This is a genomic window from Pseudarthrobacter sp. NamE5, from assembly GCF_005796225.1.
GTDB lineage: Bacteria > Actinomycetota > Actinomycetes > Actinomycetales > Micrococcaceae > Arthrobacter.
This window is the reverse complement of the sequence record NZ_VAHO01000006.1, coordinates 146918-163507: the sequence shown is the minus strand read 5'-3', so window position 1 is coordinate 163507 and position 16590 is coordinate 146918. Positions and strand designations below refer to the sequence as shown.

General features: G+C 65.3%; 18 protein-coding genes and 1 tRNA gene. 7 read left to right on the top strand and 12 right to left on the bottom strand.

The features are described 5' to 3' along the window. Positions 1-17 precede the first annotated feature (17 nt). From rplA to FDW84_RS09805, 5 genes are all read right to left on the bottom strand, one after another. A complete protein-coding gene (gene rplA, locus FDW84_RS09825) occupies positions 18-725 on the bottom strand; it encodes a 50S ribosomal protein L1 (protein ID WP_138608938.1) in 708 nt (235 codons plus the stop codon). Positions 726-903: 178 nt separating this feature from the next. Next, positions 904-1335, bottom strand: a complete 432-nt coding sequence (gene rplK, locus FDW84_RS09820; RefSeq protein WP_003803853.1) for a 50S ribosomal protein L11 — start codon at positions 1333-1335, stop codon at positions 904-906. 129 nt (positions 1336-1464) lie between these two features. Beyond that, complete coding sequence (nusG, locus tag FDW84_RS09815; RefSeq protein ID WP_138608936.1) at positions 1465-2268, bottom strand: transcription termination/antitermination protein NusG; 804 nt, start codon at positions 2266-2268, stop codon at positions 1465-1467. Positions 2269-2382: 114 nt separating this feature from the next. Beyond that, entirely contained in the window at positions 2383-2667 is a 285-nt protein-coding gene (gene secE, locus FDW84_RS09810) for a preprotein translocase subunit SecE (RefSeq protein ID WP_138133147.1), read from the bottom strand. Between the two features lie 82 nt (positions 2668-2749). After that, a tRNA-Trp gene (locus tag FDW84_RS09805) sits at positions 2750-2822 on the bottom strand. A 277-nt stretch (positions 2823-3099) separates the two neighbouring features. Between FDW84_RS09805 and FDW84_RS09800 the strand changes: the two genes are divergently transcribed. Then, positions 3100-4317, top strand: coding sequence for a pyridoxal phosphate-dependent aminotransferase (locus FDW84_RS09800; protein WP_138608935.1), 1218 nt, complete (start codon positions 3100-3102; stop codon positions 4315-4317). A 179-nt stretch (positions 4318-4496) separates the two neighbouring features. Here FDW84_RS09800 and FDW84_RS09795 read toward each other — a convergent pair whose 3' ends face one another. Both FDW84_RS09795 and FDW84_RS09790 read right to left on the bottom strand, forming a co-directional pair. Then, positions 4497-5186, bottom strand: coding sequence for a LuxR C-terminal-related transcriptional regulator (locus tag FDW84_RS09795; protein ID WP_171046739.1), 690 nt, complete (start codon positions 5184-5186; stop codon positions 4497-4499). Continuing rightward, positions 5183-6652 carry an ATP-binding protein gene (locus FDW84_RS09790; RefSeq protein ID WP_138608933.1) on the bottom strand — a complete coding sequence of 490 codons (1470 nt, stop codon included), beginning with the start codon at positions 6650-6652 and terminating at the stop codon, positions 5183-5185. Before FDW84_RS09790 ends, FDW84_RS09795 begins: the two co-directional genes overlap by 4 nt. 125 nt (positions 6653-6777) lie before the next feature. On the opposite strand from FDW84_RS09790, the gene FDW84_RS09785 reads away from it, so the two are divergent. From FDW84_RS09785 to FDW84_RS09765, 5 genes are all read left to right on the top strand, one after another. Further along, complete coding sequence (locus tag FDW84_RS09785) at positions 6778-8334, top strand: PspC domain-containing protein (RefSeq protein ID WP_138608931.1); 1557 nt, start codon at positions 6778-6780, stop codon at positions 8332-8334. Between the two features lies 1 nt (position 8335). After that, the gene (locus tag FDW84_RS09780; protein WP_138608929.1) at positions 8336-8620 is read left to right on the top strand and encodes a hypothetical protein; all 285 of its coding nucleotides are present in this window, start codon (positions 8336-8338) and stop codon (positions 8618-8620) included. A gap of 3 nt (positions 8621-8623) precedes the next feature. Beyond that, on the top strand, positions 8624-8881 hold the full coding sequence (locus FDW84_RS09775) for a PspC domain-containing protein (RefSeq protein ID WP_138608927.1): 258 nt from the start codon (positions 8624-8626) through the stop codon (positions 8879-8881). Between the two features lie 162 nt (positions 8882-9043). Beyond that, positions 9044-10069: an ATP-dependent 6-phosphofructokinase gene (locus FDW84_RS09770; protein ID WP_138608925.1), complete on the top strand. Its 1026-nt coding sequence runs from the start codon at positions 9044-9046 to the stop codon at positions 10067-10069. A gap of 63 nt (positions 10070-10132) precedes the next feature. Continuing rightward, entirely contained in the window at positions 10133-10849 is a 717-nt protein-coding gene (locus tag FDW84_RS09765; protein WP_138608922.1) for a GNAT family N-acetyltransferase, read from the top strand. Here the strand turns inward: FDW84_RS09765 and FDW84_RS09760 are convergent. From FDW84_RS09760 to FDW84_RS09740, 5 genes are all read right to left on the bottom strand, one after another. Next, complete coding sequence (locus tag FDW84_RS09760; protein ID WP_138608921.1) at positions 10811-12349, bottom strand: DHA2 family efflux MFS transporter permease subunit; 1539 nt, start codon at positions 12347-12349, stop codon at positions 10811-10813. The genes FDW84_RS09765 and FDW84_RS09760 overlap by 39 nt on opposite strands. A 48-nt stretch (positions 12350-12397) precedes the next feature. Continuing rightward, positions 12398-12805 (bottom strand): ankyrin repeat domain-containing protein, encoded by a 408-nt coding sequence (locus FDW84_RS09755; RefSeq protein ID WP_138608919.1) that lies wholly within the window; start codon positions 12803-12805, stop codon positions 12398-12400. Continuing rightward, on the bottom strand, positions 12802-13887 hold the full coding sequence (locus tag FDW84_RS09750) for a CAF17-like 4Fe-4S cluster assembly/insertion protein YgfZ (protein ID WP_171046738.1): 1086 nt from the start codon (positions 13885-13887) through the stop codon (positions 12802-12804). The genes FDW84_RS09755 and FDW84_RS09750 overlap by 4 nt, the downstream gene beginning before the upstream one ends. Before the next feature lie 92 nt (positions 13888-13979). Then, positions 13980-14588: a nitrobindin family protein gene (locus FDW84_RS09745; protein WP_138608917.1), complete on the bottom strand. Its 609-nt coding sequence runs from the start codon at positions 14586-14588 to the stop codon at positions 13980-13982. Positions 14589-14761: 173 nt separating this feature from the next. Beyond that, positions 14762-15529, bottom strand: coding sequence for a permease (locus FDW84_RS09740; protein ID WP_138608915.1), 768 nt, complete (start codon positions 15527-15529; stop codon positions 14762-14764). A gap of 339 nt (positions 15530-15868) precedes the next feature. Here FDW84_RS09740 and FDW84_RS09735 point away from each other — a divergent pair, with 339 nt between their 5' ends. Next, positions 15869-16567: a winged helix-turn-helix transcriptional regulator gene (locus FDW84_RS09735; RefSeq protein ID WP_138608913.1), complete on the top strand. Its 699-nt coding sequence runs from the start codon at positions 15869-15871 to the stop codon at positions 16565-16567. Positions 16568-16590 lie beyond the last annotated feature (23 nt).

The following is a 16590-nucleotide window of genomic DNA, read 5'->3' as shown; positions in this document are numbered from 1 at the left end:
GTTGCTTACACGAGGACTTAGGCCTCGATCAGAACCTTGGTGACGTTCGGGTCAACGGAAATGCCGGGACCGAACGTGGTGGCGACAGTAGCCTTCTGGATGTAGCGGCCCTTTGCAGCGGACGGCTTCAGGCGGAGAACCTCTTCCAGTGCTGCTGCGTAGTTCTCGGCCAGCTTGTTGGCGTCGAAGGAAACCTTGCCGATGATGAAGTGCAGGTTGGAGTGCTTGTCGACGCGGAAGTCGATCTTTCCACCCTTGATGTCGTTGACGGCCTTGGCGACGTCGGGGGTCACGGTGCCCGTCTTCGGGTTCGGCATCAGGTTACGCGGACCCAGGACCTTACCGAGGCGGCCAACCTTGCCCATGAGGTCAGGGGTGGCGACGGCGGCGTCGAAATCGGTCCAGCCACCGGCGATCTTTTCGATCAGATCGTCGGAACCAACGAAGTCGGCGCCGGCAGCGATTGCTGCCTCTGCCTTGTCACCCGTAGCGAAAACCAGGACGCGGGCGGTCTTACCGGTGCCGTGGGGCAGGTTGACCGTGCCGCGGACCATCTGGTCAGCCTTACGGGGGTCGACGCCGAGGCGGAAGGCAACCTCAACCGTGGCGTCGAACTTGGACGGGTTGGTGTCCTTGGCGAGGGTTATTGCCTCGAACGGCGCGTAAAACTTCCCCGCGTCGATCTTGGCGGCTGCTGCCTCATATGCTTTGCTGCGCTTTGCCATGCTGCTTATTTCTCCTTGTGCAGTTGTGGTCTGCGGACCGCGCTGGGCCCTGCCACAGTTGGTGCTCCGGCCCGTTATCCGTGCCGAATGCCCAACATTTCAATTTATGTGGTGCCGGTTGTCCCGGCGGTGCCGCCCGTCGTCGTGATTTCACGAACACGGAAGGCTGCGGGGGCAACTAGCCCTCGACGGTGATGCCCATGGAGCGGGCGGTGCCGGCGATGATCTTCGCTGCGCCTTCGAGGCTGGTGGCGTTAAGGTCTTCCATCTTGGTGGAAGCAATCTCGTTGACCTGGGCCTGGGTCAGCTTGGCAACCTTGACGGTGTGTGGGGTAGCCGAACCCTTGGCAACGCCTGCAGCCTTCTTGATCAGCTCTGCAGCCGGCGGGGTCTTGGTGATGAACGTGAAGGAACGGTCCTCATAGACGGTGATTTCCACGGGGATGACGTTTCCGCGCTGGGCTTCCGTCGCAGCGTTGTACGCCTTGCAGAATTCCATGATGTTGACACCGTGCTGGCCAAGCGCAGGACCGATCGGCGGAGCCGGGTTAGCGGCACCTGCCTGGATCTGCAGCTTGATGAGGCCGGTGACCTTCTTCTTGGGAGCCAATGTAGGGTCCTTCTCTCAATAACGTCCTGGGGCACAGGAGCGTGCCTCAGGTTTTTGGCCGCCATGGCAAGGCGGCCGGCCGTTCCGGTACCGCTAAGCGGGCAGCGCCGGGACGAATTCTTGGGGTTGTCAGATCTTGGTGACCTGGTTGAACGCCAGGGTGACGGGCGTTTCGCGCTCGAAGATGGAGACCAGCACCACGAGGGTTTGGGACTCGGGCTTGATCTCGGAGATCGTGGCGGGAAGGGTCTCGAACGGGCCTTCCTTGACGATGACGGACTCGCCAACTTCGAAGTCGACGGCCACGGGAGCCTGGTTCTGCTTGTTGACCGGCTTGCCCTTTTCGGCCTGCTCTTCCTCGAATACCGGGGCGAGCATGGAGAAGACTTCATCAAGGCGCAGCGGCACGGGATTGTGGGCGTTGCCCACGAAGCCGGTCACACCGGGGGTGTGGCGGACGGCGCCCCACGAGGCGTCCGTCAGGTCCATCCGCACCAGCACGTAGCCCGGGATGCGGACGCGGTTAATGACCTTGCGCTGAGCGTTCTTGATCTCAACGACTTCTTCCATAGGGACCTGGATTTCGAAGATGTAGTCTTCCATGTCCAGGGTCTGGATGCGGGTTTCCAGGTTGGCCTTCACGCGGTTTTCGTAGCCGGCGTAGGAGTGGATGACGTACCAGTCACCTTCCTGGCGGCGCAGCTTGGCCTTGAACTCCTCGGCGGGATCCACGTCTGCCTTGGCGGCGGCAGCGGAGAGGGCGTCCGTGGACTCCTCCCCGGAGTCGTCGCCGGCCTCTGCGTCGAAGTCGGAATCGGCGTCAGCGGATTCGGGCACGGAGGACTCAACCCCAGACTCGTCACCGGCTTCTGCCGTGATGTCCGCGGACTCTTCCAGCCCGGCCTCGGTTACCTCGAGCTCCTGCTCAGACACTTGGTCTCCTGCTTCCTCATTGCCTAACATGCCTATTTAAATGGCTCAATTCCGCACACTGGTGTTTCCCTCCGGCTTCCCGGAAGGAACACGCAGCCTGCGGACCGTGCAGCCTCAGCTGTCCGTGGTGCCGGTTCCGCCGAAGATCCAGCCGACGGCGGTTCCGAATCCGATGTCCAGCAGGCTGACGATAACCATCATGATGCCCACGAACACCAGCACCACGAGCGTGTAATTGATCAGTTCCTTGCGGGTTGGTGCAACAACTTTCTTCAGTTCGCCGATGATCTGGCGGATGAAGAGTGCAATGCGGGCGAAGAAGTTTGCCTTGGCGTCCTTCTTAGCTGGGCGGCCCTTGGAGCTGCTGGCAGCTGTTTCGGTCACCTGGTCCTCGCTCATTCTTGCAATGTTGGATTACCCGGCCCTGATCAGAACCATGGTTGCTGCGCTTGCCCCGGATTTTTGCCCGGGGCAGCTTGCGCAGGGCAGACAGGACTCGAACCTGCAACCTGCGGTTTTGGAGACCGCTGCGCTACCAATTGCGCCACTACCCTATGGTGTGAATTCCACGTTTTACAACGAACACCAGCCTGTTACTGGGGCGCACGCCATCATCCGTGTTTCAACACCGGTGAACCAGTCTACGCAACAACTTCGCGTTCGTCGAACCAGCCCGTTTCCGGACCCTCCCCGCTGCCCGGCCTGAGGTGGACTGGCACCCAGTCACAATTCAAATCCGGCAACCCGGAGGGCCCGGTGAACAGCATAGAGTAGAACTCGTCGAATCCCACATTCCAGCCGCCAGGCTGCACAGCGAAGAACGGACCTGCCATGTCTGCCGCCCGCGTTTCCCAGCGCATATCCGCAATTGCCGAATCCGCCACCCTTGCCGTTGATGCCAAGGCGAAGGCGCTGAAGGCAGCGGGGCGGCCGGTTATTGGTTTCGGTGCGGGTGAGCCGGACTTTCCCACTCCCGACTACATTGTCCGGGCAGCCATTGAAGCGGCAGGCCAGCCGAAGTACCACCGCTACTCCCCTGCCGGCGGGCTTCCGGAGCTGAAGAAGGCCATTGCCGAGAAAACCCTGCGGGACTCGGGCTACGCCGTCGATCCCGCCCAGGTCCTGGTCACCAACGGCGGCAAGCAGGCGGTCTACAACACGTTCGCCACCCTGGTGGATCCGGGCGACGAGGTCATCGTGCCCACCCCGTTCTGGACTACCTACCCCGAGGCCATCCGGCTCGCAGGCGGTGTCCCCGTTGAGGTCTTCGCCGGTCCCGAACAGGACTACCTGGTGACGGTTGACCAGCTTGAGGCGGCCGTCACCGAGAAGACGAAGATCCTGCTGTTCGTCTCGCCGTCCAACCCCACCGGTTCTGTCTATTCTCCTGAGCAGGTGGCAGAGATTGGCCAGTGGGCCGCGTCCAAAGGCCTGTGGGTAGTCACCGACGAGATCTACGAGCACCTCACCTACGACGGCGTTCCGTTCACCTCCATCGCCACCGCCGCCCCGGAACTGGGCGACAAGGTAGTCATCCTCAACGGCGTGGCCAAGACATACGCCATGACCGGCTGGCGCGTCGGCTGGATGATCGGCCCGGCCGACGTCATCAAGGCCGCCACCAACCTCCAGTCCCACGCCACGTCGAACGTCTCCAACATCATGCAGGTTGCTGCCCTCGCGGCGGTGTCCGGCCCGCTGACCGCTGTGGACGAGATGAAAGTGGCGTTCGACCGCCGTCGCAAGGCCATCGTCGCCGGGCTGAACGCCATCGACGGAGTCGAATGCCCGACGCCGAAGGGCGCCTTCTACGTGTACGCGGACGTGCGCGCCTTGCTGGGCAAGGAATTCCCGACGGCGTCCGGCACCGCGACGCCGCAGACCTCAGCCGAGCTTGCCGCCCTGATCCTCGACGAGGTTGAGGTGGCAGTGGTTCCCGGTGAGGCCTTCGGCCCCTCCGGCTTCCTGCGCCTCTCCTACGCCCTGGGCGACGACGACCTGGCCACCGGCGTGCAGCGGCTGCAGGACTTCCTGGGCAAGGCCCAGTAGGACCCTCTCTCACTTAACGCGGGAAAAACCCGGACGCTCTATCACTCTGCTTCAGGGAAGTGATAGAGCGTTCCGGTTTAAGGCGCATCAAGTGATAGAGCGTTTGGGATTAAGCAACACCAAGTGCAAGAGCGTTTGGGAAAAACCACGCATCAAGTGAGAGAGCGTCCGGGGGCGGGTTAAAGGAGGCGGCGCTCCGCGGCCCACTTGGTGAGCTCGTGCCGGCTGGAGAGCTGCAGCTTCCGCAGGACCGCCGAGACGTGCGTTTCCACCGTCTTGATGCTGATGAACAGCTCCTTGGCCACTTCCTTGTAGCTGTAGCCGCGCGCGATGAGGCGCATGACCTCCAGTTCCCGGGCGGAGAGCTTGTCCAGTTCGTCGTCAGCGATGTCAGCCGGAGCCGTGCCGAACGCGTCCAAAACAAAGCCTGCCAGCCGCGGTGAAAAGACGGCGTCTCCCCCGGCAACCCGGTAGACGGCGTCAGTAATCTCCGCTCCGCTGATGGTCTTGGTGACGTAGCCCCGGGCCCCGGCCCGGATCACGGCCACAACGTCCTCTGCCGAATCCGAGACACTGAGGGCGAGGAAACGCGTGCTGGACAACAGGGCAGCCGAGCCGGCGATGACTTCCCTGCCGCCGCCGCCCAGGCCGCCTGGCAGGTGCACGTCCAGCAGCACCACATCCGGCCGTTCCTGGGCAATCACGGCGATGGCGTGCTCCACCGTTGCTGCCTCGCCCACCACCTTGATGCTAGGGTGCAAGTCAGCTTTCAACCCGGAGCGGAAGATCGCGTGGTCATCCACGAGCACCACGCGGACAGGCCTTCCGGCCCCGGGCGTCCCGTTGCCGGTTCCCTGCATCGAATTCATGGTCTTCCTTCCGTAGTGGCCGGCTGCACCCTGTCTGGCTGCACCGGCGGAAACTTCTCCGCCTGCGCAGCCGGGAAGCTCAGCCGCACTTCCGTACCGTCGCTGGTGCTGGTGATGGTGGCACTGCCGCCGTGCCGGTTCATCCGGCCGATGATGGATTCCCGCACGCCCAGCCGGTCTTCCGGGACGTGCAGCAGTTCGAAGCCCGGGCCGCGGTCCTTGATGAAGACTTCCGCCCGCGCACCGGATACCTCCAGGTACACCGACACCGTGCCTCCGCCGTGGCGGGAGGCATTGAGCATGGCCTCGCGGCTGGCCTGGATCAAGGCCTCGTGGCCCTCGGTGACGGCGGTATCCCCCACGCTGACCACCTCCACCGCGTTGCCCAGCAGGTCCTCCACCTCCGCGGCCACGGCCTTGATCCGGTCTGACAACTGCCCGGCATCCTTGCCGGGGTCATCGAACAGCCAGCTCCGGAGTTCCCGTTCCTGCGCGCGGGCGAGGCGGACGACGTCGTGTTCGTTGGCCGCGCGCCGTTGGATCAGTGCAAGTGTCTGGAGCACCGAATCGTGAAGGTGCGCGGCGATCTCCGCGCGCTCGGTTTCCCGGATGCGGCCGGCCCGCTCAGCCTCCAGGTCCCGCCAGAACTTCAGCCCCCACGGGAGCAGGACCAGCACCACCCCGCCAAGAACGGCGACGGACGCCAGCAACGCCAGCCAGGTCTGTTCCCATGAACCGGAGCCGGACACCATGACCAGCACGCCGGCCACTACCAGCGCCAGCCCGGCCGCGAGCCGTGCCCAACCGCCGGCCTGGTCAGCTTTGGTCTTGTCCACGAGGCCTGCGCGCCGGGTCTCATCGAGCTGCATCCAGGCTATGGATGCACCACCAAGAACAGCAGCCGCCGGAATCAGGGTTTCCAAGGGGACGTCCACGCCCAGCAACTGCACAGTCAGGATGCCCGCCACCAGCAGCAGCGCAACGCCGAGCAGGATCTCCTTCCCGTACCGCATGTCCTGGAGCCGCAACCATGGCGAACGTGCCGCTTCCACAGCCGGTCCGTCACCGCCGGGCCCGCCGGCTCCGCCGGAGGCAGTGCCGCCGCCCGCCTGGGCGGTGCCCCTGCCTGCGTCGGCTCGTCCCCTTGGCCCCTGGCCGGCCTCGCCACCAGGGTGGGCTTCGGAGGGCAGCCCCGCGGCCGTCAATGGCGCACCGCTCACGGCGGGAGCAATGGGCGACGCCGGCCGGCGCCCCTGCCGCCGCGCGTTTTCATACGCGGTGGGAACCATGATCCACAGCCAGGCGTAAAAGACGACGCCTACACCACCGGCGAAGGACGCAAGCACCATCACCAGGCGTACGGTGTTCACCGGCAGCCCAAGATGCACGGCCAGGCCGGAGCAAACGCCCGCAATGAACCGGTCGCTGCGGCGGACCAGCGGCGGGCGTTCCGGGGCGGATGTCATGAATCAATCCAAGCACGGATCAGGGTTTTCTGAACGCGCTTTAAGCCTGAACCGGGGGCCTCTCAGGGACAGTTCAGGGTGTCCCCCAGTAGAGGGCGCTGTACCGCGAACGGAAGGATCGAAGCATGAACCCGCACACTCCCACCCCGAACGACAGCACGCCCACGGAACCCCCCGCCAACCGGGAAAACGAAAACCCAACAGAGCCCCTTTCCAGCCGGGAAAACCGCACTGAGCCCCTGCTGCCGCCACCACCGCAGTCTGCGTCATCGCAGGACTCCACTCATGGATCAACGAGCGAATCAGCAAGTGAACCACGGCGGCAGGATCCCGGCCCGAACGATCCGCCACCCCGGATTCCCCCGGTGCAGGACGGCCCGGCCGCCGGAAGCTACTCCTACCCTGGCGCGCCAAACCAGCAAACGGATTTCTTCACCTGGGTGCGCAGCCAGGGAATCACCCGCGGCCAGGACCGCTGGGTGGGCGGCGTCTCCAACGGAATCGCGCAGCGCATGGGAATCGATCCGCTGATTGTCCGCGGCGTCTTCATCATCCTTGCCCTCTTCGCCGGCATCGGCGTGCTTTTCTACGGCCTGGCCTGGGCCTTCCTGCCCGAGCCCGACGGCAGGATTCATGTCCAGGAAGCCGGCGCAGGCCGATGGACCAGCGGCATGACGGGTTCCCTGATCACCGTGGTGCTCGGATTCAGCGGCCTGGGCAACGGCTTCTGGGGCTGGAACAATCACGGCTTCGGACCCTTCCTGTGGACCGTGTTCTGGGTCGGCGGCGCCATCTACCTGATCTACTACCTGGTCCAGCGGAACAAAACCGCTGCAGGAACCCCGCAGGGTGCAGCCGCGTCCGGCACCACCGCCGCCTACTCAACCGGCACCACCGGTCCAACAACTCCGCCCTATTCGGATATCGCAGGCAGCGGCCCGTTCAGCGGCAATCCGTACGGAACCAGCGGGTCCGGCGGTTCGGGATGGGGCACCGGAGGATACGGTGGCAGCAGCCCATCGCCTGTTCCTCCGCCCGCACCCAAGGTGCGGCCAACCGGTCCCGGGGCCCCCGCCGTCGCCATCGCCGCCGGCAGCGCCCTGTTGGTGGGCGCGGGGCTGAAGGCGCTGGACCTCACGAACATCATCGACCTCGGCGATTCAGCCAACGCCATCGCATGGGCCAGCGCCGCAGCCGTCCTCGGCATTGGCATCGTCCTCCTCGGCCTTCGCGGCAGGACATCGGGCATCCTCTCATTCTTCGCAGTGGCAGCCCTTATCACGGGAGGAATCTTCAACGTGGTGGGCAACAATGGCGAGCGCGTCCGGTTCCAGGACTTTGACTGGACACCCACGAGCATCCAGCAGGCAAGCGACGGGTTCGACATCACCGCCGGCAGCGGAACCGTTGACCTGACGGAACTGGCCCTGGAGGCCCCGCTTGAATCGGAAGTTCGCGTCCCGCTGGACGTCACGGCCAGCAACGTCACGGTGCTCATCCCGGATGACGTGCCCGTGGAGGTCAGGGCAGACATGACCCTCGGCAACCTGAACGAACGCGGGGACCAGCGCGGAGGCATCACCACCCGCGAAAGCAGCTACAACACCGACAAGCCCGGCAGCCACCTGGTGATCCAGATTAACGGCACCGTCAGCAACGTCACCATCCAGGAAGGTAACTGACATGAGCAGCCAAACACCGGCACCGGACCCCTACGCTCCGGGAAGCACGACGGCGGGAGGCGACTTCCCTGCCCAGCCTTCCGGGGCGCGGGTGGGAACCATCGTCTGGGGCCTGATAGTCCTGGCCCTCGCCGCGCTGATCATCATCGCGCAACTGGGCATCGTCACCCTGAACGGGACCTACGTCCTGATCGGGCTCATGATCGGGGCAGGCGCGGCACTGGTGGTCGGGGGTCTCCTCTCGGCCCGGAAACGTGACAACGGCACCACAACAGGGAAGTCTTAAGCCATGGACAAGTTCTTCAGCATCGTCAGGGGCATGGGCCTGAAACGCGGACCGCAACGCATCCTTGGGGGCGTGCTCGGCGGAATCGCAGCGAAGCTCAACGTGGACGTGGCCTACGTCCGCATCGCGTTCCTCCTCTTTTGCCTCCTCCCCGGCCCGGCCTTCGTCTTTTACCTCCTCGCCTGGGCCATCCTGCCGGACCAGCGGAACGTTATTCCGCTGCAGTCCTTCCTTGAACGGCGGGCCCTGAACCGCCCGTAAACTTCCTCACAAGGCCGTCTGGACAAGGGCCCCGCTCCTGCTGCCTGGAGCGGGGCCCTTGTGTAACCGGTTTGTGTCGTACCGCACACACCGCACTAGACTCTATGTGAGCTCAGCGTGGCGCTCTGCCTGTATACCCTCTCCCCAGGATTTGAGCGAGACATGAAAATTGGAATCCTTACCAGCGGTGGCGACTGCCCCGGATTGAACGCCGTGATCCGCGGCGCCGTACTCAAAGGCATAGCTATCCACGGCCACGAATTCGTCGGTTTCCTCGACGGATGGCGCGGCGTTGTTGAGGGCGACATCATCGACATCCCCCGGACCATGGTCCGCGGCATCGCAAAGCAGGGCGGCACCATCCTCGGCACCTCCCGCACCAACCCCTTCGAAAACGGCGGCGGCCCCGAGGTCATCAAGGCCCACATGGACCGCCTGGGCATCGATGCCATCATCGCCATCGGCGGTGAAGGAACCCTGGCCGCCGCCAAGCGCCTCACCGACGCCGGGCTGAAGATCGTCGGTGTTCCCAAGACCGTGGACAACGACCTCGACGCCACCGACTACACCTTCGGCTTCGACACCGCCGTCCAGATCGCCACCGAAGCCATCGACCGGCTCCGCACCACCGGCGAGTCCCACCACCGCTGCATGATCGCCGAAGTCATGGGCCGGCACGTCGGCTGGATCGCCCTGCACGCAGGCATGGCAGCAGGAGCCCACGCCATCCTCATCCCTGAGCAGAAGGTCAGCATCGAGCAGATCACCGAGTGGGTGAAGGAAGCCCACGCCCGCGGCCGCGCACCGCTGGTTGTCGTGGCCGAAGGCTTTGTTCCGGAACATATGGAAACCCCCCACTCCGAACGCGGGCTAGACACCTTTGGCCGCCCCCGCCTCGGCGGCATCGCAGACCAGCTCGCCCCCGAGCTCGAAGCCCGGACCGGCATCGAAACACGCGCCACCATCCTGGGCCACATCCAGCGCGGCGGCGTCCCCTCCGCCTTCGACCGGGTCCTCGCCACCCGGCTTGGCATGGCAGCCATCGACTCCGTGGTGGAGGGCTATTGGGGCACCATGGTGGCGCTCAAAGGCACGGACATCGAGCATGTTGGTTTCCAGGCAGCACTCGGCCAGCTCAAGACCGTCCCGCAGAAGCGCTACGACGAAGCCGCCGTCCTGTTTGGCTGAGCAGTCCTGCCTGGCCGTGGTGTCCTGTTCGGCTGGGCCTGCTGTCCGTCCTAGGCTGGGAGCATGACACTGGATCCCGGTTCCGCCGCCATCATCCAGCTTGCCTGGGCACGGCGCCTGGGCCTGGAGGACAACGCTTTCAGCTCAGCACTGGCGAGCGGACAACGGATCGTGCGTGCCGACGAGTCAGTACGCACCGTGGAGTTCATCCGGCTGTTCGGAAGCTCTGCCCTGGTGGGTCCGCAGTGGATCATCGACGCCGCTGCAAACATCCCGGATGAGGAGATGGCGCAGCACGTCACGCTCCTGACCCTCACCCGGTCCCATGGCGGCCACGGACTGGGCGCTGCGGCACTCTTCTTCGCGGATGACCTGCCCGTCAAGCAGCCGGCAAAGGACATGACCGTCTCCCACGGGAACCCGGAGGCGATCGAGCTTGAAAGCCGCTGCCCGCCCGATGACGTCAACGAGGTTGGCTTGTCGGACCTGGAGAACCGCTACACGGTTGTCCACGAGATTGACGGCCGCAGGGTGCCGCTGGCGTGCGGGGCGTATGCGGAGTGGGAAGGGCTGCTGGCCCACCTGGGTGTCCTGGTGGATCCGGAGTGGCGGCGGCGGGGCCTGGGAACACTTGCTGCATCCATCGCCGCCCATGAAGCACTGACTGCAGGGCTGACCCTGCAGTGGCGGACCGACGTCAGCAATACCGGCTCGCTGGCGCTGGCCCGGAAGCTGGGATTGTCAGCCGGCGGAATCCAGACCAGCGTCCACCTTGGTTGACAGCGCCTTACCGGACGGGGCGGCTTCGCCGCGCCCGCCCCAGCCGGCAACGGGCTGGGGTTTAGCGAAGAACAGGGCCACCGCGGCCCCCGCCAGTACCACTGCAGCGGGCAGCAGGATCGACTGGCCCATCGCCGTCGAAAATCCGCTGTGCAGGGCCTCCGGCAGGGAGCCTGTCAGGGCCATCCCTTCACCCGCTGCTCCCGCCGGTCCGCCCGCCGGCAGCTCCGCAGCCAGCCGTGCCTGGATGAGCACGGCGATGGCGGCGCTGCCCAGCACTGCGCCAAACTGGCGGGTGGTGTTGTAGACGCCGGAACCTGCTCCGGCCTGACGCGGCGGCAGGTTCCTGGTTGCGGTGGTGCTCAGGGGAGCCCAGATCCCGGCGTTTGCAAAGCCAAGGACGGCACTCGGCAACAGGAACATCAGGATGGGCGTGCCCGGCTGCATGAGGACGGAATTCCACACCAGCGCCGCTGCCATAAGTACCAGGCCGCCCGCCGCCAGGTACTTGGGGTTGACCCGGTCCACGATCTTCCCGACCACCGGCGCCAGCCCGCCGGAGATCAGCGCCATGGGCACCATCAGGAGCGCGGACTGAGTGGGGGTAAGGCCGCGGACCATCTGGTAGTAGAAGATCAGCGGCAGGCTGAAGGCGGTCACGGTGAAGCCCACCGCTGTGATCCCGATGTTGGCGAGGGAAAAGTTCCGGTCCCGGAACAGTCCCAGCGGCAGGAGTGGCTCGCCCCTGTTGAACCGCTGCCACAGCACGAACGCGGCCAGCACGGCGACCCCGGCAATAATGAGTCCCCACACGCTGACCGGCCCGGCGATGGTGCCCCAGTTGTACGTCTCGCCTTCCTGGATTCCGAAGACGAGCAGGAACAGTCCGACGGCGCTGAGCACGACGCCGGGGATGTCGAACCTGTGTGGGTGGGTGCTGAGGCTAGGGACGTTCCGCAGCACCAGGACGAAGCCTGCGACGCCGATGGGCAGGTTGATGAAGAAGATCCACTGCCAGCCAAGACCGTCCACCAGCAGGCCGCCCAGGATGGGGCCCACCAGGGTGGCCATGCCGGCAGTGGCACCCCAGATGGACATCGCCGCACCCCGTCGGTCCGGCGGGAAAATTCGGGTAATGACCGCCATGGTCTGTGGCGTCATGATCGCGGCTCCGAGACCCTGCAGCACCCGCGCCGCGATGAGCGTTTCAACGTTTGAGGACAGCCCACACCACAGCGAAGCGAGGGTGAATACCACCAGGCCCGTGAGGTAGAGCTTCTTGGGTCCGAAGCGGTCTCCCAGCCTGCCTGTGACCAGCAGGGGGACGGCGTAGGCCAGGAGGTAGGCGCTGGTCACCCAGATCACCGAGTTGATGTCCGCGCGGAGGGCTTCCATGATCCGTGGGTTCGCCACGGCCACGATGTTGGTGTCCAGCAGGATCATGAAGAAGCCGATCACCAGCGACCACAGGGCCGGCCAGGGCTTTGCTACGTTTTCCACCCGGTCATCCTTGATGGGTTGTCGGCTGCCGGGCGGAACCCGGCGAAACTAGCCCAGGAGATCGAGGATCTCCTTGCGGGCGAACATTTGGGCGGCGGCCCGGGCGGACGGGGTACCGGCGTCAGGATCGGCCCCGGCGTCCAGCAGGACGCGGGCCACGTCAGGGTAGCCCTTGAACGCGGCCCCGGCCAGCGGAGTCTGGCCCCGGTCGTTGGTGCCGCCGGCGTCAGCGCCATGCTGCAGCAGCAGCTGAACGGTCCCGGCATGGCCATGGTAGGCGGCCAGCATCAGAAGCGAGTCCCCGGCGGCGTTTGTCAGGGTGGCGGGAGCCCCGGCGTCGAGATAGGCACCCAGCAGCGCGGTATTCCCCTCCCTGGCAGCCTGGAAGAGCGTCTCCGCCAGGGCCAGCGTCTCGTCGTCGGGCCCTGCCGTTGGATTGGCGGTGTTCTCGGTCATGTGCGTGGCCCCTTGAGGAATCCGGTCTGGCGCCCCACGACCTGGCCGGCGTCAGGGGCAACGATGATTTCCTGGGCGGCAGGATAAGGCTCATCACCGTCCAGGACCGTCAGTATTTCACCCGGGCCGACGGATCGCTTTATGACTGCCAGGGCAACCGGGCCCATCTCGTAGTGCTGGGCCACGGAGGTGACCGTTCCTACCTTCCGCTCCCCCAGCAGGACCGGACTTCCGGCCTGGGGCAGCGTGTGCTGCGAGCCGTCCAGCTGCAGGAAGACGAGGCGGCGGGGCGGGTGCCCGAGGTTGTGGACGCGTGCGATGGTTTCCTGCCCCTTGTAACAGCCCTTGGCCAGGTGGACGGCTGTGCGGAGGAGGTCCAGTTCGTGCGGAATGGTCTTGTCGTCCGTCTCGGCACCGATCCTTGGCCGCCAGGCAGCCACCCGCAGCGCTTCCGCCGCAAGCGTTCCCGCGAGCGGGCGCTCCGCCACCCTCTGCTCCAGTTCGGCGGCGGGCACCAGGTATTCGAACCAAGGGCGTTCCAGCCCGGGGTGGCTTGCCTCGGGAACAGTCGCGTAGGAGTACCCGCCTGCCCCCACGTGCGGCCACGGGTCCTGCCAAAACAGCAGGTCCTGCCACTCCGGCACAGTCTTGGTGCTGCCGATGACCGCCCGGTCTGCGGAGACATCCGCGATTTCGACCCGCAGCATGAACTTCATCCTGTTGAGGAACTCTGCCAGGGGTGCGGCCTCGGCGGCCTCGACAATCAGCCAGGTGGTCCCGCCGTCATCAATGACGCGGGCGTCAAAGTCGATCCTGCCCTGGACGCTCAGGAGGAGCAGTTCGCTGGACTCAGCCGGGCGGAGACCGGCAACCTGCTGAGAGGAGAGGGTGTTGAGCCAGCTTAGGCGGTCCGGACCGGCCACGGTGACAAGGCCGCGGTGGGAGAGGTCGACGACGGCGCTTCCGGCCGCGAGGGCGCGCTGCTCACGGAGGGGCTCACCGTAGTGGGCGGCGACGCCGGCGTCCGCGCCGGCCGCTTCGACGGCGCCAGGGCGCGACAAAAGGGGACTGGGAGTAGTCATATTCAGTAGAAGTCCTTGGGGCTCAGCAGTATTCCGGGTTTACGCGGCAAGGCCGGTTTGACCTGCAATTGTCGCCGGCAGGACCGGAGGAGTCAGGACACCCTTTTAAGGAAGGCCGAGGCGTGCGCTTCCAGGCCTTTTCCTTCCTTGCCGCCCACGGCTACGTCCCAGCGCCACAAAAGGTTGCCGTCCACCAGGCCGAAGATCCGGGTGGCGGCACTGTAATCCTTGGAATGGCTGCCCCGCATCACCATGTCCGTGGTGAGCTGGATCTGCGGGCCTTTGATCTGCCCGTAGTACAGCTCGGAAATTCCGCCCGGGTGCGAAATGGACACCGAGATGTCGAAGCCGCCCTCGCTGTTGCGCAGCGCCTCCACCTCGTCCGCACTCTTGAGCGCTGGAACGATGTCGGCGGGGACCAGGCCGGGACCGCCGTCGGCATCAAGCTGCTTGCGCTCAAGCGCCCAGAAGCCGGTCTCGACGGTGAGCGGCCGCAGGCGCGTGCCGTCGTCGTCGGTCAGCCAGCTCTCCGCGCGGTACTGAAGGTAGGGCAGCCCGTTGTGCGTAAAGGAAACGTGCTGCATGAAATGCTCGGAGTCCTCGTCCCCGCTGCCAAGGCGGCCGCGGCCCTCCCACTCACCGATGAGCCAGGAAAGCGGAACAAGTTCCGGGGTCAGATCTGTTGGAATCTCAATGGGCACAGCAATTACCCCTGCTAACGGCTAGCTCCGGAAATTAGCGGCCTACTTCTGGCCCTTGAAGAGGCGGTAGACCACAAAGCCGGCAAACCAGGCCATGGCGAGGCTGGCGATGCCGAGCAGGACAAGGAAGAAGATTTCAAAAGCAAGTACGGACATGATGCCATCCTAACCCGTTAGTAGATGAGTAGTTTGTCTATGAAGTAGGCAAGGGATCCCACCGCTGCAACAGGGGCAAGGCCCATGCTCAGGGCGGCAGGAATGTTCAGGGGCGCCCCGCGGAGGGTGGCCAACCGGCGGAAGCTGGCCAGCACTGCCCCCACCACCAAGCCGAAGACGGCGGCCGGCAGGACGGCTATGTCCGACAAGACCAGCCCGGCCAGCGGCCCGGCCAACCCCGCCATGACGATGCTGAGGGGCGCCACGATGCTGTCCGGCCAGCGGATCAGCCCGGCAAGCAGGGCCGCCGCGGCGCTGATGGCCGCCACGAGCAGCATCTCGCGGACGCCGTTGAAGCGTGCACCTGCTATCCATCCTGAACCCAGGCAGGCTAGGAGTACCCCTGCGCAGCACCCGAGTGTGGATTCCAGCCGCTGGGCCTGACCGGTACCCCGGATCAGCTGCACCACAAAGACCGCCATCATGCCCAGGGCAATGAACGAGGGGGTCCAGTCCAGGTATCCGGGTGCGGGCGCCCAGCCGGCAGCGATTGCGGCCCCGGCACCCGGCAGCGCAATTACGGCGGCCAGGGTCTTCTTGGCCGGAATCCGAAGGAAGTGCGGCCAGCCGAAGCCGATGGCGGCGGCAATGGCCACAGCCAGGGTCACCAGCACCTCCCGGGAGGTGTAGACCCCGGCAACAATGGCGGCAAGGCCTGCCATCCCCACAACCCCAATGGTCCAGGAGCCCAAAGACCGGGCAGGCGCCTGCAGCTCCGCGGTCATGCGGAACCCGGCCTGGACTTAGTTTCTGCACTCACTGCGCTGCAATCCCATCCTGGCGTCGACCTGGAAAGGCGGGGCCGCCCTTCGCCGGAGGGCGTCGGGGCCCTGGCTTCAATCCTGCCTTATGTGAACCGCATATGTCGCAAAACGTACCCTTTTCGGGGCCGGATCCGTGGCCCAGGACACGCTGCCGGGTATACTCAAGGCTCAGCTAAGCTCCCTGCCAAGGTGGCCGGCCGCGCTGTACCCGTGGCCCGAAACCGGAGCAGGAAGCCAGTACCGGCCGGTGAGAATCCGGTTCAGTCGCCCAATGATGCGCGGACGGCCCTTGGAGGAACAATGTCGCACATCCTGCTCTTGACGAACAGCACTGGCTCTTCGGTAGACATCCTGCCTGCCTTGGAATTGCTGAACCACCGGGTCCACATCCTCCCTGCCGAGCCCACTGCGCTGCTGGAGACTGATCCCTGCGACATCGTGCTGCTGGACGCACGCAAGGATCTGGTGGGCGCCCGCTCACTGACCCAGCTCCTTAAGGCCACCGGCCTGAGCGCCCCGCTGGTCCTCATCCTTACGGAAGGCGGCATGGCTGCCGTTTCCTCCGCCTGGGCAGTGGACGACATCGTCCTGGATTCGGCCGGCCCAGCGGAAGTGGAAGCCCGCATCAGGCTTTCCGTTGCCCGTGCCGTCCCCGAGCAGGAGGACACACCTACGGAGATCCGCGCCGCCGGCGTCATCATCGACGAGGCGAGCTACACAGCCCGCGTCAACGGTGCACCGCTGAACCTGACCTTCAAGGAATTTGAGCTGCTGAAGTACCTGGCGCAGCACCCGGGCCGCGTTTTCACCCGCCAGCAGCTGCTCACCGAGGTATGGGGCTACGACTATTACGGCGGCACCCGCACGGTGGACGTCCACGTCCGGCGCCTGCGCGCGAAGCTGGGTGCGGACCATGAGAACCTCATCAGCACCGTGCGCAACGTGGGATACCGCCTTACCCTGGTGCGTCAGCAAGAGGACGAGCTGACCGAGGCCTGAAGCGTCCGCCTGGCTTCCCGTAT

Excerpts from the sequence above, each read along its gene's own strand:
- rplA (WP_138608938.1), bottom strand. The coding sequence starts at position 725 with ATGGCAAAGCGCAGCAAAGCATATGAGGCAGCAGCCGCCAAGATCGAC.
- secE (WP_138133147.1), bottom strand. The coding sequence starts at position 2,667 with ATGAGCGAGGACCAGGTGACCGAAACAGCTGCCAGCAGCTCCAAGGGC.
- FDW84_RS09800 (WP_138608935.1), top strand. The coding sequence starts at position 3,100 with ATGTCTGCCGCCCGCGTTTCCCAGCGCATATCCGCAATTGCCGAATCC.
- FDW84_RS09795 (WP_171046739.1), bottom strand. The coding sequence starts at position 5,186 with ATGAATTCGATGCAGGGAACCGGCAACGGGACGCCCGGGGCCGGAAGG.
- FDW84_RS09790 (WP_138608933.1), bottom strand. The coding sequence starts at position 6,652 with ATGACATCCGCCCCGGAACGCCCGCCGCTGGTCCGCCGCAGCGACCGG.
- FDW84_RS09785 (WP_138608931.1), top strand. The coding sequence starts at position 6,778 with ATGAACCCGCACACTCCCACCCCGAACGACAGCACGCCCACGGAACCC.
- FDW84_RS09780 (WP_138608929.1), top strand. The coding sequence starts at position 8,336 with ATGAGCAGCCAAACACCGGCACCGGACCCCTACGCTCCGGGAAGCACG.
- FDW84_RS09775 (WP_138608927.1), top strand. The coding sequence starts at position 8,624 with ATGGACAAGTTCTTCAGCATCGTCAGGGGCATGGGCCTGAAACGCGGA.
- FDW84_RS09770 (WP_138608925.1), top strand. The coding sequence starts at position 9,044 with ATGAAAATTGGAATCCTTACCAGCGGTGGCGACTGCCCCGGATTGAAC.
- FDW84_RS09765 (WP_138608922.1), top strand. The coding sequence starts at position 10,133 with ATGACACTGGATCCCGGTTCCGCCGCCATCATCCAGCTTGCCTGGGCA.
- FDW84_RS09755 (WP_138608919.1), bottom strand. The coding sequence starts at position 12,805 with ATGACCGAGAACACCGCCAATCCAACGGCAGGGCCCGACGACGAGACG.
- FDW84_RS09750 (WP_171046738.1), bottom strand. The coding sequence starts at position 13,887 with ATGACTACTCCCAGTCCCCTTTTGTCGCGCCCTGGCGCCGTCGAAGCG.
- FDW84_RS09740 (WP_138608915.1), bottom strand. The coding sequence starts at position 15,529 with ATGACCGCGGAGCTGCAGGCGCCTGCCCGGTCTTTGGGCTCCTGGACC.
- FDW84_RS09735 (WP_138608913.1), top strand. The coding sequence starts at position 15,869 with ATGTCGCACATCCTGCTCTTGACGAACAGCACTGGCTCTTCGGTAGAC.